26 protein-coding genes and 1 CRISPR repeat array (1 of these 27 cut by a window edge) are annotated in these 22,944 nt (G+C 67.2%); of the genes, 15 read left to right on the forward strand and 11 right to left on the reverse strand.

From position 1 onward, the window contains the following. A CRISPR array of direct repeats spans positions 1-619; the repeat unit is 24 nt; unit sequence CTCCGCGCAGGCGGAGGTGAGCCG; it begins 325 nt to the left of the window's first position. Between the two features lie 106 nt (positions 620-725). Together AB4K12_RS27480 and AB4K12_RS27485 are read right to left on the reverse strand one after the other, a co-directional pair. Then, a complete protein-coding gene (locus AB4K12_RS27480) occupies positions 726-1,028 on the reverse strand; it encodes a hypothetical protein (RefSeq protein ID WP_368437049.1) in 303 nt (100 codons plus the stop codon). Positions 1,029-1,313: 285 nt separating this feature from the next. Then, entirely contained in the window at positions 1,314-1,529 is a 216-nt protein-coding gene (locus tag AB4K12_RS27485) for a hypothetical protein (RefSeq protein WP_368437051.1), read from the reverse strand. A 326-nt stretch (positions 1,530-1,855) separates the two neighbouring features. On the opposite strand from AB4K12_RS27485, the gene AB4K12_RS27490 reads away from it, so the two are divergent. Next, positions 1,856-2,116, forward strand: a complete 261-nt coding sequence (locus tag AB4K12_RS27490) for a GntR family transcriptional regulator (protein WP_368437053.1) — start codon at positions 1,856-1,858, stop codon at positions 2,114-2,116. Positions 2,117-2,440: 324 nt separating this feature from the next. Here AB4K12_RS27490 and AB4K12_RS27495 read toward each other — a convergent pair whose 3' ends face one another. The 6 genes from AB4K12_RS27495 to AB4K12_RS27520 all read right to left on the reverse strand — a co-directional run bounded on the left by AB4K12_RS27495 (position 2,441) and on the right by AB4K12_RS27520 (position 6,090). Then, positions 2,441-3,268, reverse strand: coding sequence for a hypothetical protein (locus AB4K12_RS27495; protein ID WP_368437055.1), 828 nt, complete (start codon positions 3,266-3,268; stop codon positions 2,441-2,443). A gap of 16 nt (positions 3,269-3,284) precedes the next feature. Next, complete coding sequence (locus AB4K12_RS27500; RefSeq protein WP_368437057.1) at positions 3,285-4,184, reverse strand: aldo/keto reductase; 900 nt, start codon at positions 4,182-4,184, stop codon at positions 3,285-3,287. Beyond that, positions 4,181-5,362, reverse strand: coding sequence for a cupin domain-containing protein (locus AB4K12_RS27505; protein WP_368437058.1), 1,182 nt, complete (start codon positions 5,360-5,362; stop codon positions 4,181-4,183). Before AB4K12_RS27505 ends, AB4K12_RS27500 begins: the two co-directional genes overlap by 4 nt. Before the next feature lie 10 nt (positions 5,363-5,372). Beyond that, positions 5,373-5,519 carry a hypothetical protein gene (locus tag AB4K12_RS27510; protein ID WP_368437060.1) on the reverse strand — a complete coding sequence of 49 codons (147 nt, stop codon included), beginning with the start codon at positions 5,517-5,519 and terminating at the stop codon, positions 5,373-5,375. Between the two features lie 113 nt (positions 5,520-5,632). Then, positions 5,633-5,842 carry a hypothetical protein gene (locus AB4K12_RS27515; RefSeq protein WP_368437062.1) on the reverse strand — a complete coding sequence of 70 codons (210 nt, stop codon included), beginning with the start codon at positions 5,840-5,842 and terminating at the stop codon, positions 5,633-5,635. Next, positions 5,839-6,090, reverse strand: a complete 252-nt coding sequence (locus AB4K12_RS27520) for a hypothetical protein (RefSeq protein ID WP_368437064.1) — start codon at positions 6,088-6,090, stop codon at positions 5,839-5,841. The genes AB4K12_RS27515 and AB4K12_RS27520 overlap by 4 nt, the downstream gene beginning before the upstream one ends. Positions 6,091-6,511: 421 nt before the next feature. Between AB4K12_RS27520 and AB4K12_RS27525 the strand changes: the two genes are divergently transcribed. The 3 genes from AB4K12_RS27525 (at position 6,512) to AB4K12_RS27535 (ending at position 7,945) form a co-directional block, all read left to right on the forward strand. Beyond that, positions 6,512-7,384, forward strand: coding sequence for a helix-turn-helix domain-containing protein (locus tag AB4K12_RS27525; RefSeq protein WP_368437065.1), 873 nt, complete (start codon positions 6,512-6,514; stop codon positions 7,382-7,384). A gap of 22 nt (positions 7,385-7,406) precedes the next feature. Continuing rightward, positions 7,407-7,592, forward strand: a complete 186-nt coding sequence (locus AB4K12_RS27530) for a DUF397 domain-containing protein (protein WP_368437067.1) — start codon at positions 7,407-7,409, stop codon at positions 7,590-7,592. 116 nt (positions 7,593-7,708) lie between these two features. Continuing rightward, positions 7,709-7,945, forward strand: a complete 237-nt coding sequence (locus AB4K12_RS27535) for a hypothetical protein (RefSeq protein WP_368437069.1) — start codon at positions 7,709-7,711, stop codon at positions 7,943-7,945. A 288-nt stretch (positions 7,946-8,233) separates the two neighbouring features. Here AB4K12_RS27535 and AB4K12_RS27540 read toward each other — a convergent pair whose 3' ends face one another. Genes AB4K12_RS27540 through AB4K12_RS27550 form a run of 3 tightly spaced genes read right to left on the reverse strand, consistent with a single transcriptional unit; the run spans position 8,234 to position 10,379 of the window. Further along, positions 8,234-8,821 carry a hypothetical protein gene (locus tag AB4K12_RS27540; RefSeq protein ID WP_368437070.1) on the reverse strand — a complete coding sequence of 196 codons (588 nt, stop codon included), beginning with the start codon at positions 8,819-8,821 and terminating at the stop codon, positions 8,234-8,236. Between the two features lie 13 nt (positions 8,822-8,834). After that, positions 8,835-9,908, reverse strand: a complete 1,074-nt coding sequence (locus AB4K12_RS27545) for an NlpC/P60 family protein (protein ID WP_368437072.1) — start codon at positions 9,906-9,908, stop codon at positions 8,835-8,837. Positions 9,909-9,950: 42 nt separating this feature from the next. Then, positions 9,951-10,379 (reverse strand): helix-turn-helix domain-containing protein, encoded by a 429-nt coding sequence (locus tag AB4K12_RS27550; protein WP_368437074.1) that lies wholly within the window; start codon positions 10,377-10,379, stop codon positions 9,951-9,953. Between the two features lie 320 nt (positions 10,380-10,699). Between AB4K12_RS27550 and AB4K12_RS27555 the strand changes: the two genes are divergently transcribed. The 11 genes from AB4K12_RS27555 to AB4K12_RS27605 all read left to right on the forward strand — a co-directional run bounded on the left by AB4K12_RS27555 (position 10,700) and on the right by AB4K12_RS27605 (position 22,795). After that, positions 10,700-11,317 (forward strand): hypothetical protein, encoded by a 618-nt coding sequence (locus AB4K12_RS27555; protein WP_368437075.1) that lies wholly within the window; start codon positions 10,700-10,702, stop codon positions 11,315-11,317. Then, positions 11,277-11,594 (forward strand): hypothetical protein, encoded by a 318-nt coding sequence (locus AB4K12_RS27560; protein WP_368437077.1) that lies wholly within the window; start codon positions 11,277-11,279, stop codon positions 11,592-11,594. The genes AB4K12_RS27555 and AB4K12_RS27560 overlap by 41 nt, the downstream gene beginning before the upstream one ends. Before the next feature lie 3 nt (positions 11,595-11,597). Beyond that, positions 11,598-12,329, forward strand: coding sequence for a hypothetical protein (locus AB4K12_RS27565; RefSeq protein ID WP_368437078.1), 732 nt, complete (start codon positions 11,598-11,600; stop codon positions 12,327-12,329). A gap of 256 nt (positions 12,330-12,585) precedes the next feature. Then, positions 12,586-14,130: a hypothetical protein gene (locus AB4K12_RS27570; RefSeq protein WP_368437080.1), complete on the forward strand. Its 1,545-nt coding sequence runs from the start codon at positions 12,586-12,588 to the stop codon at positions 14,128-14,130. Further along, positions 14,127-15,656 carry an SCO6880 family protein gene (locus tag AB4K12_RS27575; RefSeq protein ID WP_368437082.1) on the forward strand — a complete coding sequence of 510 codons (1,530 nt, stop codon included), beginning with the start codon at positions 14,127-14,129 and terminating at the stop codon, positions 15,654-15,656. The genes AB4K12_RS27570 and AB4K12_RS27575 overlap by 4 nt, the downstream gene beginning before the upstream one ends. Beyond that, positions 15,656-17,179: a type VI secretion protein gene (locus tag AB4K12_RS27580; RefSeq protein WP_368437084.1), complete on the forward strand. Its 1,524-nt coding sequence runs from the start codon at positions 15,656-15,658 to the stop codon at positions 17,177-17,179. Before AB4K12_RS27575 ends, AB4K12_RS27580 begins: the two co-directional genes overlap by 1 nt. 68 nt (positions 17,180-17,247) lie before the next feature. After that, complete coding sequence (locus AB4K12_RS27585; RefSeq protein ID WP_368437318.1) at positions 17,248-18,888, forward strand: type IV secretory system conjugative DNA transfer family protein; 1,641 nt, start codon at positions 17,248-17,250, stop codon at positions 18,886-18,888. 97 nt (positions 18,889-18,985) lie between these two features. Beyond that, complete coding sequence (locus tag AB4K12_RS27590; protein WP_368437086.1) at positions 18,986-19,405, forward strand: hypothetical protein; 420 nt, start codon at positions 18,986-18,988, stop codon at positions 19,403-19,405. 271 nt (positions 19,406-19,676) lie between these two features. Continuing rightward, a complete protein-coding gene (locus AB4K12_RS27595) occupies positions 19,677-21,140 on the forward strand; it encodes a hypothetical protein (protein WP_368437088.1) in 1,464 nt (487 codons plus the stop codon). 285 nt (positions 21,141-21,425) lie between these two features. Continuing rightward, positions 21,426-22,037 carry a hypothetical protein gene (locus tag AB4K12_RS27600; RefSeq protein WP_368437089.1) on the forward strand — a complete coding sequence of 204 codons (612 nt, stop codon included), beginning with the start codon at positions 21,426-21,428 and terminating at the stop codon, positions 22,035-22,037. Between the two features lie 218 nt (positions 22,038-22,255). Next, the gene (locus AB4K12_RS27605; RefSeq protein WP_368437091.1) at positions 22,256-22,795 is read left to right on the forward strand and encodes a hypothetical protein; all 540 of its coding nucleotides are present in this window, start codon (positions 22,256-22,258) and stop codon (positions 22,793-22,795) included. Positions 22,796-22,944: the final 149 nt, after the last annotated feature.

The following is a 22,944-nucleotide window of genomic DNA, read 5'->3' on the forward strand; positions in this document are numbered from 1 at the left end:
GGTGAGCCGGCACAGGGCTGGTCCGGAAGCGACGCCGACGGGTGAGCTCCGCGCAGGCGGAGGTGAGCCGCCCGCCCCCGCGCTCACGGAGCTCAGCACGACGTGAGCTCCGCGCAGGCGGAGGTGAGCCGCGATTTGGAATGCCAAACGGTCTGGTCAGCGGGTGAGCTCCGCGCAGGCGGAGGTGAGCCGAACGCGCCGCCCGTAAGGACGCGGCCCGCGACGTGAGCTCCGCGCAGGCGGAGGTGAGCCGGCCCGGCAGTGGCAGAACCACCACGTCGACGTGTGAGCTCCGCGCAGGCGGAGGTGAGCCGGAACAAGCAGCCTTCGAGCGACTGCGTATCGCGTGAGCTCCGCGCAGGCGGAGGTGAGCCGCTCCCCAACCAGGCCGGGGCACTCGTCATCGTGTGAGCTCCGCACAGGCGGAGGTGAGCCGCTGCCGGTACAGGTCGGGGTCGGACTGGTGCAGTGCTTTCCGCGCAGGCGGAGGTGAGCCGGAGCGCCAGGAGCCGATGATCGACGTCTCGCAGTGCTCTCCGCGCAGGCGGAGGTGAGCCGCGGACCGGCACGTTCTCGTTCCCGGTGCACCTGTGAGCTCCGCGCAGGCGGAGGTAAGCCGACACCAAAGACGGCCCGCAGTCTTGCAGCCTGTCCGGTTGCCGTGGCTTGCGTCGCTGGCCCTAGGGACTGCCCGATGGGTCCGGCTACAACCCACCAGGAAGGCTTTAGCCGGGGGTGTCTTGGCCGATCGCTCGGATGACGTCGGCAAGCCACACCAAGTGGTAGCCCAGGGCCCGGTCCTGGTGAGCGAGCAGGTCCTCAATGCGCTGCCATGACTCTGAGAGCTGCCCGATCGTGAGTGTCTTCGGCTCGTTGAGGACGTCGTAGAGCTCATCGCCCGGGATGGACCAGAAGTACTCCTCATTGAGCGTCACGGTGAGGCCAGCTGACGCTTCCACCTGCCGAAGTACCACATCGAAGGCGTGGCGAAGTTGATCAAGTGGGATCTGCAGGGGTTCGCTGGTCATGAGCGAGATTGTCACAGCCGCCCTGAGGTCCGACTCACCGGACAGACCCTAGCCCTGTCACCCATGGCGGTGCAGGCACTGAGCAACCTGCGGTACGGGCAGCGGGAGGCATGAGAAGAGCCCCCGTCCAGGTGACGGGACGGGGGCTTCGAGGTATTGCTGCTCAGGCCTGTGGAGAACCCGTAATCGGGGGACGCGAGCAGTCATGGCGCACCTTGATCACGATGCCAGGGCCGCTGGAACGTTCGATGTACCTTTCTAGCGCCGCACCACAGCGGGGGCACTTCATACCCGCTCCGCTACTGTCCACGCCCGAGCGGGCGTGATCTTCGTGTCTGGGCTGAGATACAGCACGTCTGGATAGTCACGGCCTTCCTCGGCGGCGAGCAGCGCGGCATTCCGGTGAGCCCTCAGCAGCTTTTCCGCCTCACGCTCCTCCTCCTGGGCGACCACGAAGGCGCGCACCAGCGGCTCGTCGAGCCAGAAGACTTCGTCTTCCACGGGTGTGACGTCCGAGCAGTCCTGTTGTTGGGGCAGTCGCTGAGCCTCTGTGGCTCGGTACTGCTGGGCTTTGGTCGTGGACCGGGCGGCGTGGCGGCCTTGGGGCGCTAACAGGCAGCGGATCCAAGCGAAGACTTGCGCGATACAGTCACGCATGCGTCTCACAGCTCCTACATAGCTGGTGGCGTGTGACCCCGATGGCCGGTCCTACGCGGCTGTCGGGGTCTTTTGCGTCTGTGACGCTACGCCGCTTAGTCAGCCATGTCTATCCTTAGTCAGTCTTAGTCAGATGGGCACGGCGGCGGTCCGTTGTCTACGCTCTGCGCATGGCCGTGACCAAGATCGATCACAAGTCCCCGACTCCGCCTTACAGGCAGATTGCGGCGGACATCATCCGAGACATCGAGGCCGGGGAGATCGAAGTCGACCGCCCTATCCCGTCACAGCCTGCGCTGGTCGAGCGCTACGGCGTCGCTCTGGGTACGGTGCGCAACGCAATCGCCTACCTGGTGGAACAGGGGTACGTGTACACGGTTCCGAAGCGAGGGACGTACGTAAGTAAGCGCGGCCAAACTGCCGGCGAGTAGAAGGACCACTGCCCTTAAATGAGATCAGTAGGGTAGGTGATGGTGTTGGACGCCGGGGTGCAGGCGGCATGGCACACGGAAGCCTGACCATCGGCCAGGAGTAAGCGATTCAACTTGATCGTGCCTTGGTGCACGCCCACTTCACCTAGGTATCCGGGCAGAACCCGCCCGTGCCAGCCTCGGAAGAAGCAAGCCCGTACGGGCGGACCCTGCGTCCCTCACCGCCTTGGGTGGCACCCCGGAGGGGCGGACGGAAGGAGCCTCAGCAGGCCTACCTGCTGCGCTACACGCCGGGGGACTGCTCATCTGCCGCTCGGCATCACCTCAGGGAGCCGGAGGCAGATCTGGGGAGGGGCCCCCGGGCGGCCGTGTTCCAGTGAGCTCCTCGGCACGGTCGGCGAGCGCGTCGGCCAGGTGGAGGTAGAAGCCTCGGGCGACGGCTTGCAGCATCTCAGCCAGCGCGCAGAGCTCTCCGGCCTGTCCGGCGTCGGTGCCGAGGACGTCGGAGAAGACGTCACGAATCTTCGCAGCCACGGCGGGGACACCGAGACTGGCCGCGTGCAGAGTCCCAGCGTCGAAGCCGACAGGAACCCGCCCCCAGCGTTCCCAGTCGAGGATCGACAGCGGGTGACGGGTGAGGTTGGCCCATTGCAGGTCACCGTGGCCGGTCGTGCGCTCGAGCGTCTCCGGAGCAGGGACACCGAGGAAATGCGGGAAGGCCATTGCTGCCCAGCGGTCGCGGACTGTCGTCCGCTCTCCGGGGGCCTTGGTGAGCACGTCGAACGCGCGCCGGAGGTCCGCCCACCACTGTTCGGGAAGCTGGGGGTCCTCAGCGATGTCGCAGCGGTGTGGGGAGACCACAGGCGTGGTGATGCAGTCGGTCAGTTCGGCTTCGTACACGTGGCCGTCGGCTGCCCACCCCTGGACGCCGTGCAGGTGCGGACGCGGTACGTCGGCGGGCACCAGTTTCTCGGCACCCGCCGTTCCTTCGCCCTGCCTTCGCCGCGGTGGCCTGGTGCCCGTGCCCGATGCGATCCGCAGCCACTGGTTCCCGGCACGGCGGCCGAGGGTGCAGCCCTGCCACCCCCAGGCCATCGGCCCGTCAGAGGTGATCGCGAAGCGCCGGGCGGCCTCAGCCAGCGCGGCCTCCATACGGGCTCGTGTGGCCTCATCCGGCGGCGCATACATCGGTGACCTCCGTCAGTTGTCGGGCATCCAACGGTAGGGCGAGTGCAGCGGCGGCCTCAGCCCAATGTCCGGAACCGCTGGCCGAGAGGAGGACAACGTCCAGGCTTGGAGTTGACGCGGCCACCAGCAGGCACGCGGCAGCCGGCGAAAGGCCGGGACGGATGAAGTCCACCAGCTCGGGCGTCACCAGGTCGATCAGCTCGCCGCCGTACAGCGGTGACGAGGCGAACGTGGTCAGCCCGGCGGCGCGGGCTTGGACGAGCGGCCCTCGGCCGCCGAGGGACTGGCGGATCGGGCGGTCCATGACCAAGCTGACCGGCTGCTGCACCGCCACCATGTGATGGGCCTGGCCCCCGGCAGCCTGCCGGGCAAGCCCGACGAGCCCAGGCACGGTGAATATGTCGGACTCGAATCCGGTCCAGGTGGCGACGCCGTAGCCGCCGATCCGGCCCGCACAGGCGAACTCCTCCAGGACCTCGAATACCTTCCGCAGGTGGGCATGCACCTGCAGGCGGTGCCGGGCGGACCGCTCAGGGTTGTGTACGAACACCACATCAGCTCGCCCGAGCTCGTGCAGCGACTGCTCGGTCTGCCAACGGACGAAGGCAGGGGCCAGACTGTGTCCGGTCCTGGCCTGATTCTCTTCGAGGACGCCAGCTGCCACAGCGGCCAGCTTATGGGTCGGGGTGAGGAACCCGGTCTTCGTGGCCACCTTCACCTGCGGGTGCTCGGTAAGCACGGGTGCGAGGAGCTGGTGGGTTTCACCGTCGCCGTAGTTGGGGGCCGTGTCCACCCATGCTGCCCCGGCTTCGCAGGCGGTGCACGCCGCCTCAGCGGCGGCGTGCACCTTGTACGTGCCCAGGCCCAGGATCGCGCTCACCGGATGGTCCCGACGATTGCGGCGGCCTGGTCGTTGACGAGGACCGACAGCAGTTCGGCCACAGCCTCCACACTGAGCCTGGACCGCTCGGCCAGGACCCCCAGCGTGACCGGTTCACCAGTGACTAGGAGCTCAAGGACGGGGCAGGCAGGTGCGGCGAAGTCGTGCTCGGCGCCAGCCGCTGCCAGCGTCACCGTCCCTTCGCTCAGGCTGAGGCGGGCTCGGGGACAGGTCAGCCGGACTGTGATCCGCGGCTCCGGTGGTATGGCGCCGACGTACGGCAGCGACAGGCCAGCATACCCGGGGTGGATGGTATCCATCGACTGTGCCCATTGGGTGAGGATGTCGGGCCGGTCGAATTCGGTCAGCAGCACCTTCAGCAAGGCCTCGACATAGGCAGCCTGATCGGCGATGGGCGCGAAGCGAGGTGCGTCCTGACGGACGGCCAGGTGCCCGCGGAGCCGGTCGACAACCCAGCCGAGGAAGTCCGCCCCAGTGGAAGGCAGGAGACCGAAGGAAAGGTGGAGCGAGGGCTGGCCCTGGTCGGCGGTGACCGCATGCCACCAGCCACGGGGCACGTACAGGATGTCGCCCTCGTGCAGCACGATCTCGGCGACTGGCTCGTCCTGAGGCTCCTCCGGGAACTCCACATCCCGCCACGCCGGGGCCTGCCGGGTCGCCCCGTACAGCCGCCACCTCTTGGCCCCCCGGACCTGCACGACGACGACCGCGTGGTCGTCCCAGTGGGTACCGAAGCCTTCCTCAGCGGTCCAGGAAGCGTACGCATTGACCTGGACTGGGGTGCAGACAAAGCGTTCGAGGGCCTCGGCGGCTGCCGCGATGGGCGGGTGCATCTCCTCGATTGAGTCCAGGACCAGGGAGGCCCCGTCGGCGAGCTGGTTGTGGACGGCAGTCGGTTGAAGGCGGTGCCAGGTGCTGCCCCGCCGGTTCGTGATGGTGGTGGCGTACTTGCTGACGTCGATGTGTTCGCCGCCCCGGGCCAGCCGCAGACGGGGCGGGGACAGCCGTTGGGTGGCCAGGAGTGTGTTGAGGTCGTCCCAGGTCAGCAGGGCATCAACAGTGCCGGGGCCCGGGGAGTGGTGGTGGGAGCGGGTGAACGTCTGGGCGAGGAAGGTTTCCCCGCCCAGACGCGCCGCCCACGAAGCGGCATCGATCATCGGGTGATCCTTAGTTGCTGCCGGTGTCGTTCGAGTCGGACTTGCCGCCGGTGTTGTCCGACGGCTGGTCGGCACGAGTGCGGGCGGCGGCGATCCGGCGGGCGGCGAGCACGAGTCCCGATCCGGAACCGTTGGTGGGTGCGGCGTTCTCGGGCATGGGTTTTTCTCCTGTCAGGTGCGGGAGCGGGCCGGTTGCCCGCGCCCTGGGGGTGATGACCCGCACCGCTATGGGGCGGGAGTTGGTGAACCGGCGCCGCGAGCTCTCGTTCTTCACTGGTGCTCGGTGAGGGGGAAGTCGGCAGCAGTGGCCGGCGCTGGGTGCGGCGGCAACGGGGCGGTGGTCTGTACGGTCTCGTGGTGCACGATCTGTCCGAGTACCACGAGGGTTGCGACGATGCCGAGTCCGTACGTCCACTTGCAGACGTCACCTACGGGGTCGTACCAGACGATGCGGCGCCGGGGCCGGGCCTGCCCAGTCACTGAGCGGCGGCCTGGCGGCGCTGCTCGTCACCCGGCTCGGTCAGGGCAAGGCCGAGCAGGCCGTTGTAGACGCGAGCGACCTCCTGGGCGCAGACACAGCGCGCACTTAGGTGAGGGGGCTCGTGGGCGAGCTTGTCGCGAACCACCTCGATCATCAGGGTGACCATGCCGTTCTGTCGGTGCTGACCCCAGTCCTTGCCTTCGACAACGGGCAACAGGTCGTCGATGTGGCTCTTGAGAAGGTCCACAGCTTCTCCATGGTGTTGGGGCTTGGCAGGGCGGCCAGGGTGCGGCTGATGGTTCCGGTGATCTCCTCGGCGGGGAACGGCGGGGCGGTGGCGCGGGCATGGGTGGTCAACGCAAGCTCCGGGCGTGATGGGGAAGGAGCCGCCGCGGCCGGGGAACCGGCGGCCAGGCTTAATCGGCGCCTAGAAGCCGGGCGGCTCCTTCTGGCACCAACTACCGTGCCGCACCTCAGATTTAAGGTGCAAGGCAATCTGCACCCTAAGGAGGGCTCGGAGGTGAATTGGCATATGCCAGTTCAGGTGACAACGCTTGCGCGAGGGGGTACAGACGGTGGAACACTCCCCACAGGGACGCGACCACGGGCAACAGGGGCGTGTCGACCAGGCACAGGGGCACGTCAAAGACCTACAGAGAGGTGCAGGGGTGGCGGCGCGAAGGGGACCGACGTTTCGTCGGAGAGAGCTGGGCAAGCAACTGCGACTGCTACGCGAGAAGGCCGGCATCACGATCGAGGAGGCCGCTGCCGCGCTGTCCTTCTCCGAGACGAAGCTGACCCGCGTGGAGACCGCACATAACAGCCTGCCCAGGGTCGGAGACCTGGAGAAGCTGCTGGATCTGTACGGTGTCGAGAACCCCGACAGTCGCGAAGCGCTACTCGTCCTGCACCGAGACTCACTCAGTCGTGAGTGGTGGACGCCGTACCGGAACACCATGTGGAACGGGATGGACACATTTCTCGGGCTGGAGAGAGACGCACGTACTCTGCGCTCCTGGCAACCCGACGTCGTCCCTGGCCTGTTGCAGTGCGAAAGCTACGCCAGGGCGCTGTTCCTGTCTGAGAAGCAGGTAGAGGAGACGACCACTCCCTTCGTGGACGACAACGTTCGGCTCCGCATGGAGCGGAAGACCATCCTCACCCGCCCTGACGGCCCTGTTGAACTGAACGTCGTAGTGAACGAGGCCGCCTTGCGGCAGTGGATTGGCAGCAAGGACGTGATGTTGGAGCAGTACGAGGAGATAGAGCGCCTCGCCCAGCTCGACAACGTCACGGTGCAGATCCTTCCAATGATGCTCGCCAACTACCGAACGTGTCTCAACTTTATGATTCTCGACTTCGACGAGGGCCTTGAACCGGTCGTGCAGACCGATCTACAGGAGACGATCACTGTCACGGACAAGCCGCTTGTGGTGGGCAGATACGGACGCCGGTTCGATTCGCTGCAGCGTGGTGCCCTTGCCCCATCCGTAACGCCAGAGTTTTTGCATCGCCTAGCACGAGAGATTGATAGCCATTAACACCTACCTGACGGCCCTTGACGTGGCCGAAGAGACGTCCTGGTACAAGTCCTCCCACAGCAACGGCGGGGGCAACTGCGTTGAGGTTGCGAACCTCGCCGGTGGCATCGGGGTCCGCGACTCCAAGATCAAAGCTGGACCCGCGGTCCTGCTGACACCCTCAGCATGGTCGTCGTTCATTGCCGAGATCCATGCCGACCGATGCTGATCACCCGCTTGACTGGCTCGAGGTTTCACGCTGCCGAGATTCGTTCTCGTAGCCCTATCCAGGTAGACCACAGCACCGCGAGCACCGGCCTGCAGACCGAAGAGACAAGGACAACCATGGCAACGTCACTGCGCGCGTACTTCGAGGACTACGCGGCCGGCCGGATCGCGCATGAGGAGATGCTGACCACCGTGGCCGCATGGCCGCTCGAGGAACGCGAATGGGACCTCGCCCACACCCTGCCCGACCATCAGGACAACATCGCAGAGGTCATCTCCGGTGCCGTCCTGCTCAACCGGATCACCGAAGACGACTACCGCGAAATCTGGCGCCGCCGCGGCCAGATAGTTTGACTCGCTGGAAACGATCTTCAGTCGGAGGGTGGGGCAACAGGTGGACGTGCTGCGCGAGGAATACCCCTCCAACGGCTGGCGCTCTCCGCGCAGGCGGAGGTGAGCCGGCCGACATGAAACGGCGCGGGATCAGCGTGTGGGAGCTCCGCGCAGGCGGAGGTGAGCCAGGCCACCGTGCTGGAAACCACCGCCGTGCAGCGTGCTCTCCGTGCAGGCGGAGGTGAGCAGCGAGCGCCGCGGCAGCGAATCGTTGTAGAGGCCGCGACCGTTCCCACTGGGAGCCGGGGTCTAGCCATCAGCTCTAGGGGCGGCGATCTTCCGTACGGTTCGGTACACCTCGCTGTTGTCGCCGGTGATGGTGGCGAGCATGGGCAGCAGCTCGGTGGCAAGTGAACGCCGCTCAACCGAGTCGGTGACGCCCCTCCAGTGTTGCACCGCCCGATCCGCCGAGTCCCGGGTGAACGCGTGCGCGACGCCCCACACCTGCATCTGCAAGCCGGTGGTGTGCAGATACCAGCGGGCGGCTACTGCTGGCTGGTTCATCAGGTGAGCGATCCACCCGCGCAGCTCCCGCACCTGGATCGTGTAGGAGTGCGAGGCGCCGTACGAGGCAGTGAACTCCTCATCCAGCTTCTCCGCCTCGAGGTTCGCCGAGGCGAGGCGCTGCGCGTCGACGGGCGGCGCGAATGCGTCGGTGACCGCCGCGATGCGCGGCTGGTACTCCGCCGGCGGCGCCGGAATCTCCGCCTGCGCTTTTGCCCCTGGTGCCGGTGTTACGGCAGCCGGTGCTGCCAGCCCGGTCGTTGCGTCGGCCTCTCGCCAGAAGTGGGGCGTCACGACGCCCCACGGGGCGTACAGAGTGTGGTCAGTGCTCATGATGCTCCGGGCCTTACTGGGGAACGATGCGGCGGACGGCGACGACGCGGGTGATCTGGCTGCTGCTGTTGCGCCAGCTGCTGTACGGGATGATGCGGGTTTGCACGCCCGTGCGGGGTGCCTCGATGACCAGGCCGCTGCCGATGTACATGCCGACGTGACCGGGGGAAGAGGCGGAGCCGTCCGAGCCGGGCGTGAAGACGAGGTCGCCGGCCATCGGCGCATCCATGCTCACGGCCTGGCCTTCGTTGACCTGGGTGTAGGTGGTGCGGCTGATGGTCACCCCGGCGGCTCGGTAAGCCTGTTCCATGAGGCTGGAGCAGTCGCACCAGTGGGCGGGGTTCGAGCCGAGCGCGTTGGTGCAGTCGCCTCCGAGGTGGTACCAGCCGCCCTTTTGGTAGAGGGCCCAGGCGACGGCTTTGCGGACGGTGTCCGGGGCGTTGGCCGGGATGGAGAAGTCTTTCGGCAGGTCCACCGGCCCGCTGGGGGCGGTAGGTGCGGTGTACTTTTTTGCACTGGCCATGATCGCGCGGACGTAGTCGTAGGTCTGGCCCCCGGCGAAGGACGGCGGGGGGACGCCGCGGTATTTCATCACCGCTCCCCAGCCCGCGTTGTAGCCGGCCAGGGCCAGCTTGATCGGGTCGTCCTGGTAGCCGGACTTCTTGGCGTCCTTGAGCAGGTCACACATGTATGCGCCCTGCGCCATGATCGCGTCCGGCGGGTCGTAGGGGTCGGCGGTGCCGTTGCCGTTGGCGTCGACGGCGTAGCTCTGCCAGGTGCTCGGGATGAACTGGGCGATGCCATGGGCGTCGGAGTCCGAGCGCGCGTTGGGGTTGAAGTTGCTCTCGGCCTCGAGCTGGGCGGCGAGGACCGGAGCGGGCAGTCCCGGACAGGCACCGGCGGCCTTCTCTATCCACGGTGCGTACTGGGGCGGGACCGAGCCCGCCTTCAGACCACCCCCGATAGCCCCGGTGTTGGGACTCGCAGAGGCCTCGCCCGAGGTGGTGGTCTGGATGGTCACCCCGGCTATGAGCACGAAGAGCGAAGCGCAACCCGCGCCCGCGACGATCAGCAGCTTCTTGGCCACTCAGTCCCCCTGATGCTGTGCTTCCTCCTCCGCGTTGCCTGGCTACTGATGTGCGACGTCGACCCCCATGGCCTGCTCGAGCGCCCGCCGGTGATACCGCCACGTACGTCCTGCCTTGAGCGACGGCAGGAGGCCTGCGCGGGTCATCCGCATCACGAGCTGGTAGTCCAGCCGTAAATACTCCGCGGTCTCTTTGGCGGTGAGAACTTCCGGCCAAGCCTGCAATGAGCCTGCAGTGTCCGACCGCTCGGTCTCCTCTTGGAGGGTCCTGCCGTCGTCGGGGCCAGTAGGTGCCACCAGTGACCTCCCGTCCGTTCGTGTCGCTCCGTGACTGATCACGAACCGTAGCAAGTCATTGGTGAAACCACAGCAGTCGCCAGCGATCAGCAACGGACATGGACAGACCCCCAGGCCTCTTGCTAAACATGCCCTTTGATCAACGTGCAGTGAGTGCGCGACGACAAGGCGCACTGGGGGGCGGGTCTTAGATGGCCAAGGCGGTATCTCGGCTCGAGGAACTCATACCGCACTCCCGGTTTCTGATGCCCGTTATGGGGGCAATCGGTGGTAGTGGTCGCTCCGTAGTCGCCGGGCTGCTCGCAGACGCCTTCGCCGCCAGCGGCGAAACGGTCCTCCTCGACCTCGCCCCCCGCTTGACGTCCCCCTGGCCCAGGTGGACGCCGGGTACGACTGGAGGCCTCGCTGCCCTCCCGCCCGACCAGCCCGCCAGCCGAAGCCAGGCGCGCGCCGCCGCCGCGACAGCCGCCTCCTCCGGCCCAGCCGCATGGCAGGTGCTGACCGATCACCTGCCATGGCACGCACCGCCGCTGGCACTGCCCGATGAACCTGAAGCCTGGGAGCAGCTCGCCGCCATCGGCGGCTGGCAGGCCGTCGTCATCGACACCTCACACCCGTTCACCCATGACGTCATGACCGCCCACCACACCGGAAACGCCGGGCTCAGTGCCCGCTGGTGCTCCCTGCCCTGCGCGGTCCCTGTGTTGTGCGCCGCTGCCACCGGCGACGGGATCGCTGAGTTGCAGACCGCCGTGCTGGCGGCCGAGGCCGCGGGCCTGCCGCTGGCACGCATGGTCATCGCTCTCGTGGTCGTCGGTGATGGACGCCTGCCCGCTCCGGTCAAGGCCGGCGCCACCATGCTCCAGCCCAAGGTCGGCGCGATCATCCACGTGCCGTACGACGAGCGAATCCGCTCACACGGCCTCAGCAACGCAGCTCGCCTTAAGCCCCGAACTCTGGCGGCCGGGCGTGAGCTGGCGGAGGCCGCCCTGTCATCGGCGCATGCGTCCTGGGGCCAGACGCTCCCGCATGCCGCTGTCCCCGCCGCCTACACGGAAGGAACCACGCACCGTGGCCACACCCCTCAAGCCGCTGATCGCGCTCGCCGCTGACGACGGCCCGCTGAAGCCCAAGGAACCCAAGCCGCTACCGGGAAACTTGGGCACCAGCACCGACAACCTCATCGGCTGGTCGCTGACAGGCGCTCTCGTTGCTGCCGTGCTTGGCTTCGTCTTCGGCTGTGCGCTGCTGGCAGTGGGGTACAACTCCGAGCGTCCCGACATGGCCGCACGGGGTAAGAAGTCCATCCTCTGGTCGCTCATCGCCGCCGCGGGGGTTGGAACGGTCTTTGGCATGGTCAAGGCATTCTTCAACCTTGGGCAGGGCTGAGCATTGTCCTTCGTCGCCCTCGACGAAGGCCGTCGCTCGGCCCGCCGCCGTCTGGCACTTCTCATCGCCGGAGCCCTTGTAGTCGGCGGCGCCACGACGTTCCTCGTCCTCAGTCCCGATGATTCGCGCAAAACAGACAAGCCCACTGCTGGCCCGACCGCTTCGGCTTCTACCCAGGCACAGGCTGGGGGATCGAACGTCCCGACGGTGCTACCCAAGCCCAAGGACGTGAAAGACGGTGTACCGGTCGGCTACCCCCACACGCTGGAAGGGGCCATCTCGGCTGCCGCTCACTACGGCGATGTCCTGGACCTCTTCAATCCCAAGGCTGCAGAGCAACAAGCCAGAGTTATGGCAGCTCCCAATCACCGGATGATGCTGGAAACGTACATGGCCCAGTCAGCGCAGACAGCAAGGACTAATGAGGGGCTTCCAGCGGACGGGGAATCCGATAACGCCAACTTCATCACCACACAGTCACGGGCCTACCACGTCGCCAACTCCACCGCAGACAGCGTCACTGTATGGATTCTGATGGATTGCCAGACATCAGTGCGAGGAGTCAGAAGGGATGCCACGCAGGTGCGCGGCGTGGTCCTGGTATGGACGGATGGCGACTGGAAGATGAGCCTGCGCACTTTGGACGGCCTGCCAGACAACGCTCCCAAAAATGTCACCCCGAATAGCCAGAACGCGGCACAGGAAGGGTGGCGAAGCCTTGCCTACGAGAAATAGATTCCTTGCCCTAGTCGTCGCGTTCTTCTTGAGCCTGCCTCTGTCCCTCATTCCGGCTTCTTCGGCAGCAGCCGCCCCTAGCCCCCCGTCCCCCTCGGCATCAGCTAGCCCCAGCCCCCTGAAGACACTCAAAGACTGTGCCGTCGGGGACAGGTATAAGCAAAAAGTCTGCCAGGATTTCGTTGATGAACAGTGCCAGGCTGATCACCCGAAGGCTGGCGAGAAGGCTTGTAAGGACTACCTCGCATGGTTGAAGATGAAATGGGCCGAGAGCTGCGGCACTGGACCCTACGCCAAAGTCTGCAAGGAAGCAGACAAGGTCTCCGACGGGGTTAACAAGGCCGCGGAGGTCGCCAAAGACCCCGCTGGAACTTTGGCGACCGCCGCATTTGACGCTGTAGCAGGTAGGTTCGGGAAGGCCGCAACGGGCATTCTTCACGACCTCACTGATGCCTTCCTGGTGGTGTCAACGGTCGATCTCAGAAAGAGTGAATACCTGCTCGACGTCTACAGCATCACCTGGGCGATTTCCTCGCTGGTGGCCCTGTTCCTGCTGATCGGGCAGTTCGCAAAAGTCGGCCTGAGCGGGGAGGGGCGCGCAGCGGCCACGGCTATCACGGGCCTGGCCAAGTGGGCTGTTGTCACCCTGGCTTCTCTGGCGGTTACGCAGGCCGCGCTCGGGGCGACGAATGCGGCCAGTAAGTGGATGATCGACCAGTACCGGAACGGAGGCGGCGAGAAGGCGTTCAAGGAAACCATGGACAAGGCTTTCCTCTTCGATTCGTCGACGAACTCCGCGCTCGTGCTGCTGCTCGGAATCCTTGCAGCTTTGGTGACGCTAGTGCTGTGGGGCGAGATGCTGCTGCGAGCGGCGGCGATCCAGGTACTGGTGGCCTGCATGCCGATTGTCTCGGCGGGCGGCATCATGGAGGCGACCAAGGAGTGGTGGCCCAAGGCCCGGAACGCCTTGATCGCACTGATCGTGATGAAACCGGTGATCGTGCTGATCTTCCTGGTCGGGTTCAGCGCGACCGGCAGTTCCAAGAACTTGAACGACTTCCTGACCGGGTTGCTGACGCTTTTCCTGGCCGCCGTGGCGTGGCCGTCGATCGCCAAATTCATGACGTTCACCAGCGTGGGTTCCGGGGGAAGCCTGGCCTCCGGCCTGTTGAGCGCGGCGGGAGGCACCGCCGCATCCATGTTCGGTTCAGGGGGAGGCTCTCCGGCCGGAGCCGGTGCCATCGGCGGCGGCAGGGACTTTACGCGTGCGGTGGAGGCGGAGAACGACGGCGCTGTCGCGCAAAGCGGAGCCGCAGGCCGGGCCCAGGGCGGCAGAGCCGCATCGATGGGTGTGCTGGGGGCGGCTGGCATGGCGTTGCAGGTCGCCAAGGCCGGCAAGGAGCTCGCTGAGGGAGGCATGGAGGCCATGGCTGCTCACGCCGATCTCGGTCCCGGCAAGGACATGGGCGGACAGATCGCCCTTCCACCCGGCACGGGCGGATCAGGCGCGGGGTCTCCGCATGGCGACGACGGCGGTGCCGGGGCTTCCCCTCCGCCTCCGGCGCCGCCCGCCGCCACCGGCGGTGCTGCCGCTGGACTGCCGCCGTCGGGGGCTGCGCCGCAAGACGGTTCGGGATCGGCTCCGCCCATGACGGTTCCGCCGGAGCGTGGGGATGCGCCGACCACGGTGGCCTCAAGTGGCGAGCCGTCGGCCACGTCAAAGGTCACCGCGACCCGTGCGCCGCTGATGCTGCCGCCGGCCCCCGCGCAGGGTTCTGATCAGGTTGGGGGGACACAGTGAGCCAGGACCGACCGCTGGTGTATGCGGGGTGGCAGTCCGAGCGGCACGGTTTCATGGGCTCGATGTCGCTGACCGGCTGCCTTCTGGTTGCCGCAGCTGCTTTTTGCGTCCTGATCCCCATCTACGCCCAGGACCTGTCCGGCGAGCTGATTGCACTGCCGGTCGCGGCCGTGCTGTTCGCGCTGGCCACCGTTCGCATCTACGGGATGACCGCCGATGAGTGGGCCACCTTGGCGATCCGTCACCAGATCAATGTCGCAGGAGGCAAGGACGTGTTCCTCTCCGGGGTGTTCGCCCCGCGTCGCCGTTCGGACGACCAGCAGCCCATGGACCTACCCGGCGTCCTGGCCCGGCTGCGGATCCTGTCCGCCCCCACCGGCGGCCAGGAAGAACTTGCCGTGGTCTACGACCCGCTCGAGAACACCTACAGCGCGGTCATGGAGATCCGCTACCCCGGCCTGGCACTGGAAGACACCGACCAGATCAATCGCCGGGTTAGCGCATGGGGCACCTTCCTGCGCACCCAATGCGTGGAGGACGGCCCCATTGTGCGGGTCGCCGTGCACGAGCGATCGCTGCCCGACGACGGCACCGCCCTGCAATCCTGGACAGCCGCGCACACCGACCCGGCGGCGCCCCCGGCCGCAGTGGCCGTAGTCAGGGAACTGGCCGCTCAGGGTGGGACCGTGGCCAACACCCGCGCCACGTATCTGACCGTCACCCTGTCCGCCTCCCGCGCACGCCTGGCGATCAAGGGCGCGGGCGGCGGCCGACTGGGAGCCTGTGCGGTGCTCGTGCGCGAGATCACCGCGATGCACTCCGCACTGGCGGCCGCCGACCTCACCGTCATCCGACGACTGGCTCCCAGGGAGTTGGCCCAGGTCGTTCGCGAGGGCTTCGATCCCGACGCGGTGGGTGAAATGGCCATGCGCAATACCGCTGCCCAGCAGCGCGCCTGGGACGGACTCGAGCCGGGCGTCGACCCGGAACTGGCCGGACCCGCCGCCGCCCGGGCCGCGCGCGGCAGCTACCAGCACGACGGTGCCATCTCTGTGACCTACCAGGTTCGCAGCTGGCCGGCCTCCGCCGTCTACGCCACTTGCCTGCAGTCTCTCCTGCGCCCCAGGCCGACCGCGCGCCGGTCGCTGACACTGGCGTACGAGCCGCTCGGCCCGCGCCGGGCCCGTGCCGAGTTGTCCAAGGAACGTACGAAGCGTGATGTGGCGCGTCGTCTGAGGGCTCGGACGGGGCGGATCGAGTCGATGGACGAGCGAGCCGATATGGCCCGTGCGATCGAGCAGGACATGGCCCGCGCCTCCGGGCACGGCATCGTGCGCTTCACGGGCCTGGTTACCGTCACCGTCACCGACCCCGAAGAGCTGGAGACCGCCTGCGCCGAGCTGCAGCAGGACGGCGCCGCTGCCGGCCTGGAGCTGCGCCGCATGTGGTATGCGCAGGACGCCGGTTTCGCGGCGGCGGCGCTTCCGCTTGGGCAGGGCCTGCCCGCACGTAGGGCGGTGATCTGATGGCGCTGTTCTCCCGCACCCGCGATCGTGAAGACGAAACGTCTCTGCCGTCCCAGGGGTTCGAGCACCTGCTGGGAGAGGGGCGTCTGCGTCCGGCCCAGGCACCAGTGTCGAAGAAGAAGGTCCGTGAGGGTATCGGCTTCGTGCCACCGCGACGTGGTGTGAATGCGGCCTACGCCGGCCGGGCTGCCAATGAGGCGGCGCCCGAGGTACATCGGGCGGATACCTCGCAAGTCTCGGGCCTGTACCCGTTCCTCCATGCGAGCAGCCTGCCCCCGGTCGGCGCGTATATCGGCTGGAACGTGCTGAGCATGCGCGCGTTCTCCGCCCACCCCAGCGTGTGGGTGTCGGAGGGCCTGGTCACCAACCCGAACGTCATGATCACTGGCATTCCCGGCTCCGGTAAGTCCGCACACATCAAGGCGCTGTGCCTGCGCCTCATGGCGTTCGGCACTCACACCCTGATCGCCGGGGACGTGAAGGGCGAGTACGGCGAGCTGTGCCGCTACCTCGGCTACGAGCCCCTGCTCTTGGGCCCGGGTATGAGCGGCCGTCTGAACCCCCTGGACGCGGGCCCGCTGGGACAGGGCCTGGGCGAGGTCAAGGACCGGGCCGTGTTCCTGACACGGCTCACCGAAATTCACCGGCGCCGGCTGTCCTTGCTCAAGGCTCTGCTGGAACTGCAACTGCGCCGGACTCTGCTGGCAGAGGAGGAAGAGGCCGTTTCGGCGGCGATCCGGGAGGTCACCGGAGAGCTCGCCGGGAACACCAAGCTCACGCCGCCGACCTTGCCGGCCGTCCACGCCGCGCTGAAGGACCCGAGCAAGGCGATGGCCTACGAACTGAGAGTCCGCGACGAAGACATCCAGACGACCCGGGAACTCACGCGCTCCATCCGGGCCGCCCTGGGCGCGATGGTCAACGGCCACCTCGGTGGCCTCTTCGACGCCGAGACCTCCAGCGAACTCGACTTCTCGGCCCCGATCCAGTGCGTGGACATCTCCCGCATGAAGGACTACGGCGACGACATCGTCTCCATGATTCTCACCTGTGTCAGCTCCTGGGCGCAGGCGGCGATCGACACCCCCGGGCCGCCCCGGCTGGTGGTCCGTGACGAGTTGTGGCGGGCGATGCGTTCTGGTGGCTCCTCCATGGTTCGGAAGATTGACAGTGACTTGCGGCTTTCGCGTGCCGACGGCACGATCCAGGTCCTCGCCACGCACCGCCTCACCGACTTCGAGTCGGTCGGGTCCGCGGACTCGGAGGCGGTTGCCATTGCCAAGGACATGATCAGCAGCTGTGAGACGCGCATTCAGCTTGCCCAGGACTCCCGCCCTCTCCAGGCGATTCAGGAAGCTGTCGGGCTGACCGATGCCGAGTACGACCTGATCAGCTCCTGGGGCAAGGCTCATGCCGGCCGGGCGCTGTGGAAGGTGGGCAAGGCCGGCTCGCACCCGGTGCAGCTGCACCTGACGGCACTGGAGAAGAAGCTGTTCCACACGGACGAGCGGATGACGGTATGAGTGCGGGCGGGAAGTCGGCCAGTAGTGGGGGGCTGCTGGGCCCGAGCCTGCTGTTGGGCGGTATCGGGATGGCGGCCTGCACCCTGGTCACGGGGCCGGCGGCCGCGCTGCTGTCCGGCCGTGGCTGGGCGACGGCTGACGCAGACCTGGCCACCACCGTCATCACCGCCGTTGCCCACGGGCCCGGTCAGGCTTGGACTCCAGGTCCGCCGTCGTGGCTGTTTTGGATGCTGACGGTGCTGGTGTGGGCAGTGCTCGGCTGGGTCGCGTTGTGGCTGTGGAAGCGTTTGGGTCGCCCGAAGCAGGAGGGGGCGCAGTGGGGCGGTGCCCGCGTCGAGCGGAAGCTCATGGTGGACGAGGCGCCTCATAAGCGGCGTAACCAGATCACGGCCGGTCGCGGCATGACCACGAAGAAGATCGTGGCTTCCCGCCCGAACATCTCTGCCACGGTTTTCGGGGTGCCGGGCAGCAGCAAGACGACCGGATTGGTTCTGCCGAATGCGGCGGAGTGGCAGGGGCCGCTGGTGGTGACCACCACCAAGGCCGCTGACCTGGACATCATCTACGCCCGTCGCCGCGTGCTCGGCCCAGTGTGGGTGATCGCCCCCGCTGGCATCCCTGGTCGGTCCACCCAGAAGTGGTCGCCGGTGGACTACTGCACCGACGCCAAGGCCGCTGACCGGATGGCCGCCTGGATGGCCGAAGCCGCTTCCTCCAGCGAGGACAAGCGCGCCGCTCCCTGGATCGACCAGGCCAAGAACGTGCTCAAGGGCGTCCTGCTTGCCTCTTACCTGTCCGGCGGCGGCATCAACGGCATGCGTCGCTGGCTCGGCCTGGGCAAGGACGCCGTCGACCACGTGCGCGCCGTCCTCCTCCAGCACGGTTACACCGACGTCGCCGACGATTACGCCTCCCCGTGGCTGCGCTTGCACGAGGACGGCATCGGCTCGATCCAGTTCAGCCTCAACGTCCTGGCCCGCGTCTACGCTGACGAGGAGGTTCGCGAGACCTGTTCCGGCACCGACTTCACTGTCGAGGAGCTCCTGGATCAGAACGGCACTGTCTGTCTCATCGCGAGCGAGGCCGACGCCGAGCGGTTCGCACCGCTGCTGACTTCGATCATCGCCTCGATCATCCATGGCGCGGAAGTCCGTTACAACACCACCGGCCAACCCCTCGACCCCTCCCTCGGCGTCATGGTCGACGAGGCCGGCAACATGCTCCGTTACCCCCGCCTGCCCAACATCCTGACCACCGGCCGCGGCATGGGCATCGACATCCTCACCGTCTGGCACGACCTCTCCCAGCTACGCGAAAGCCTCGGCACCCAAAAGGCCAACACTGTGCTCTCCGCCTCCGGCCTGCGCATGCTGCTGCCCGGTTGCGGAGACCTCGAGACCCTGCGCTACTTCTCCGGCCTCTACGGGCGTACCGAAACTCTGCGCACCTCCGTCAGCCGCTCACGTGGCGAGTACTCCACGAGCACCTCGCTCACCGAGACCGACCTCGCCCCCATCCACTCTCTCCAGCAGCTGCCCGACTTCACCGCCATCGCGCAGTACTCGAATCTGCCGCCGATCAAGGTTCGTATGCGGCTCACCTTCCGTGACAAGGACCTCAGGAAGCTTCTCGCGGCCCCTGCTCCGGTCACTGGGGCGGTCAGCCTGGACAAGCCCGCCGCGGCGACCGAAGGAGCCGGCCGTGTATGACCCGCTCGATGACCCGGCGTCCTTGTGGCCTGACCCGCCTGGAGGGCAGCCGTCGGCTGGTCAGAAGCCGGGGGTGCGGCGCTGGGTGTGGTCGGCTATGAAGCCGCCTGAGCGGCGCGCCCGGCTGCGCGAACTCGCCGAATGGGTGGACTGGCTTCGTACCACCTTCGAGCTGCACAACCAGATCCCGCGTTGCTGGTACATGCACCAGCCGGTTGTCGAACACCTCACGGCGCTGTACGCGGGATGGCTCCGCGTCTATGCCGGCGCTCCGCTGGCCGGGATGGGCGAGGCCGACTGGATCAGCACACTTCATGCCTTCACGCCGCGCCTGCAGCTGGCAGCCTGCGCGATCGGCACTCATCAGGACCCGCCCCCGGTCGTCCCGCCGCCGCCCGGGACATTGGAGGATTTCGAGGTGCATCTGGCGACGTCCGGGGCGGCTACTGCGGCTGCCCGGCACCCTGCCCAGGCCGAACTCGACCGGCTTGCTGCTGAAGCCGACCCGCCCCTGTAGCCGACGGACGGGACGGCAGTGGCACTCGAACCGGGCGAAGGGTGGGCTCGAGCCGATTGAAAGAGGCTGCCCCGGCCCTACGGACCATCGGAGGCCCGCGCCGCGGCCGCGCAGGGCAGAGCGCCTGCCGGTGACCAGGAAGCCGAGGTGATGCAGGGAACCGTCGAGAACATCGGGACTCCTTTGCCGACGGCCCCCTCGGCAGGGGAGCCGGACACCCGGCCGAAGTAGCCGGAGACCCACTGGATCAGACCGTATGGAGGGAACCATCATGGCCACGCCCACCGCCGAACCGGAGCAGGCCCCGGCGGCTACGCCTGTCCCGGCTCCGTCGTCCCCCCGCCGTCCCGAGCTGCCGCTATGGACGGGAAATAGCCTGCCCGATGGCAAGTGGGAGCGGCACGGCGATACGTTGCACGACTACTTCGACGGTCGGCCCATATGGCGGCTCAAGCCCGGTCAAGCTGCCCAGCAGCTGCCCGTGCATTCTCAGCTGACCGCAGCTCCCGTCCCTGCTGAGGCGCCGTTGGACGCAGGCCTGTGGGCAGGGGCGGACGAGGTAATGGAGGCGTGGCAGGAACACGTTCCCTCTGACCTCAGCACTGCCGAGGGCGCCTGGGAAGCAATCCTGCGCGAGCTGCGGACACTCGATCAAGCGCTTCAGGCAGCCGGCGCCCGCCCCGCAGGGCCTGCCCGGCCTGCCGCGGCGCCAGAATCCGCGCACCCGACAGATCCTGAGAAGGCCGCCGGCGCGGTCAATACGGCTCTGGAGACGGTGGACCAGAACGCAGCTGCCGGCTTCCGGGACTCGCTTGAGTGGCAACAGCTGCAGACCATCCGCGGTGCTGCCCGGAACCTGTGGGACACCTTGAAGGGGAGAGCCGGGGAGTACTGGAACTCCTTCCGTGAAGACGTCCGCTTCGAGACGTTCTGGAAGACCGTCTCGATACGCGCATGCGAGAAGATCGCGGAGATCGCCATCAGTGCGGCTGACCGGATCCGCCTCTCGACCGCAGGCGACCTCCCCACCGCCGACGCCCTTCTCGCGCTGAGCAACACCAGCCTTGCCTACAGCACCGCGGCGCGTGAGAGCGTGGCACCAGCCCCGCGGCCGAAGGAACAGCCCGAGGCCCAGCAGACTGTCGGCACGCAGCAGGTGGCGGCCGGTCCCATCGTCCAGCAGGTCGATCAGCCTCATCAGGCGACGGCCGAACCTCAGCAGGTACACCAGGCCCAGCGACCGGAGGGGCCGCCCCCGTACGCCTCGCAGGCCGAAACGGTTCGGGCCACGCACGAGATCGTGCGCCACTTCCGCGCATGGTGCCAAACCCCCATGGGGCAGGAGCTCGTGCATGGTGACCACCCAAGGCTCGTGGCCTTTCGGGATGCGTGGAAGGAACTCCCGCCCGCAGACATGCCCAACGGACCGGGCCCTGCCGCCGCTCCGTACGGGAATGTAGCGGCCAGCGCCCGGTCGCTGTGGCGCGAGGCCGCCGCGTCGGGCCGCTTCGCCGACGCCGACCTCACGGTGCTGCGTGCCATCGCCGACACGGCAAGAACTCACTCCCAGCGCCTGGGAGCGACTGCACCTCCTGGCGGTGGTGCGGCGACCGCTGCCCCCTCCCGGCACGCTGCAGCCACGACTCCCACAGCCGCCCAGCAAGCACCGCCGCGCCCGCGCGCGGCGACCGCCCCACCGCCGGCCCCGGCGAGCTCGCCACGCATCTCGGCTTAGCAACGGCATGTGGTGAGCTCTGCGCTCCGCAGAGCTCACCGACCAGCACCACACAAGGTGTGATCACCAGCGAACCGAGAGGCTGTTACCGCTCACGGCTGAGGAGCGCCGCCGAGGCTGATCGTTCGCCGTTACAGCGCCGTGGATAGGGTGGCCCGGTTTGAGAGACAGGTGGGGGAGTTCACGGTGAATCCGTACCGAAAGATTGCACGAACGGTCTGTGCGGCTATGGCCCTGGGTGTGGCAGCGGTCGGATGCGGCACAACGCAAACGCGAGATGACCCCGTGGCCGCCTCGCCGTCCCCCGGTGCCCCGGGGAGCAGCCAGGAGAAGAAGAGCGCAGCGCCTGCCGCACCGCTGACCCGCTCAGCGCTACAGGCTCTCCTCCTGACGGCTTCCGACCTGGGCCCCGGCTACGTGGCTCAGCCGACCGATCCTGCTGCTCCCAGTGCCGACGAGGAGAGCAGCGAGGCCCACGGTTGTCCGGCGCTGCAGGCAATGGACCAGCAGAACATCACCTTCCCTGCTCAGGTCGAGCAGGCCTTCTCCGCTCAAGGCAACTCACGACAGCAGGTTGACGAGACGCTTGGCAGCGACACCCCCGCGAAGCTGGACGCGACCCTCAGCAAGATCTCGCAGGCTTACCGGAGCTGCCAGTCGTTCACGGTGAACGGCGTCACAGCCACCATCAACGTCATCGATCCACCTGCACTCGGTGACCAGCGGTTCGGCTATGTCATGACCATAGCCGCGCCCTCCGGTACCACCGCCATCAAGGGACTAGCGATTCGAGAAGGCAGCGTCATCCTCATGCTCAGCGGCGATCCCGCCGTAGTGGACAGAGCCCTGCTGGCAGCGTTCGACAAGGTCCGGTCGCGAGCATCGAAGACCGGGTAACTGCGCGTCCGGACAGGGGTGGGGCGATCGGATCCCGGTGTGGTGCCGGATGGTCCGCAGGATGCGTGTGTGGCGGGGCTCGATGAGGTCAAGGCGACGTTCTGGGGCGAAGACCTCCACCTATGGGAGGTGCGACACCATGGCCCAGGTCGACCAGCGTGCCCAAAACGGCAACTACCGTCGATCCTGACATACCCACCGCCGGGAGCGAAGCGCCAATGAGCAGCGACGCGGATCGTGAAGAACCGAGCCACGCTTTAAGTGCTTGGCCGATGGAACGCCTCTGGGCGTTCGCTCTGGAGGCTCAGGGCCAGGAGCTTGAGGCAGCGCGTGTCATCGCGCAGGCACACGCCGACAGGTGCGAGGAACTACAGGAAACCCGACGCCAGTGGGCAAAGCTCTCATTGCAGATCAACCAGCTGCTGCCCAGCGACACCCACTGGGGCCGAGCACGCCTCGCTCAGCAGAATTTCATGCTCAGAATGCGGGTGATCGACCAGCTCGGCCCCGATGACGAGGACCAGGACTGGAATCCCGAAAGACTGGCGGTCGATACTGCCGCGGTCCTTACTCTCGCCCCTTCTGATGCCCGTGCTCTCGCAGGTCACTGGCGTAGCCTCGGCATCGATCAGATCGGCGAGCTACGGCGGCACAAGAACCTGACCGCCCACCTGGACAGGCTCGTGAAGCACTTGCGCCCCAGCCCAACACGGGATCAGCTTCTTGTCTGGGCTGAGATACGTCGACACTTGCCCTGAACGGCTCGCGTGGTCAGCCCGCCGGGTAGACCGTCCCAGGCAGGGTCACCCGGCTCGCCAGCCGGGGCCTCTGTGGCGTGCGTCGGCCGCGTGCCAGATGAGGAGCTGATCCCGCACGCGCTAAACCGCGTGGACGCGTCAGGTGTGTT

The sequence above is a fragment of the Streptomyces sp. C36 genome (genome assembly GCF_040932295.1).
Classification (GTDB): Bacteria; Actinomycetota; Actinomycetes; order Streptomycetales; family Streptomycetaceae; genus Streptomyces; species Streptomyces triculaminicus.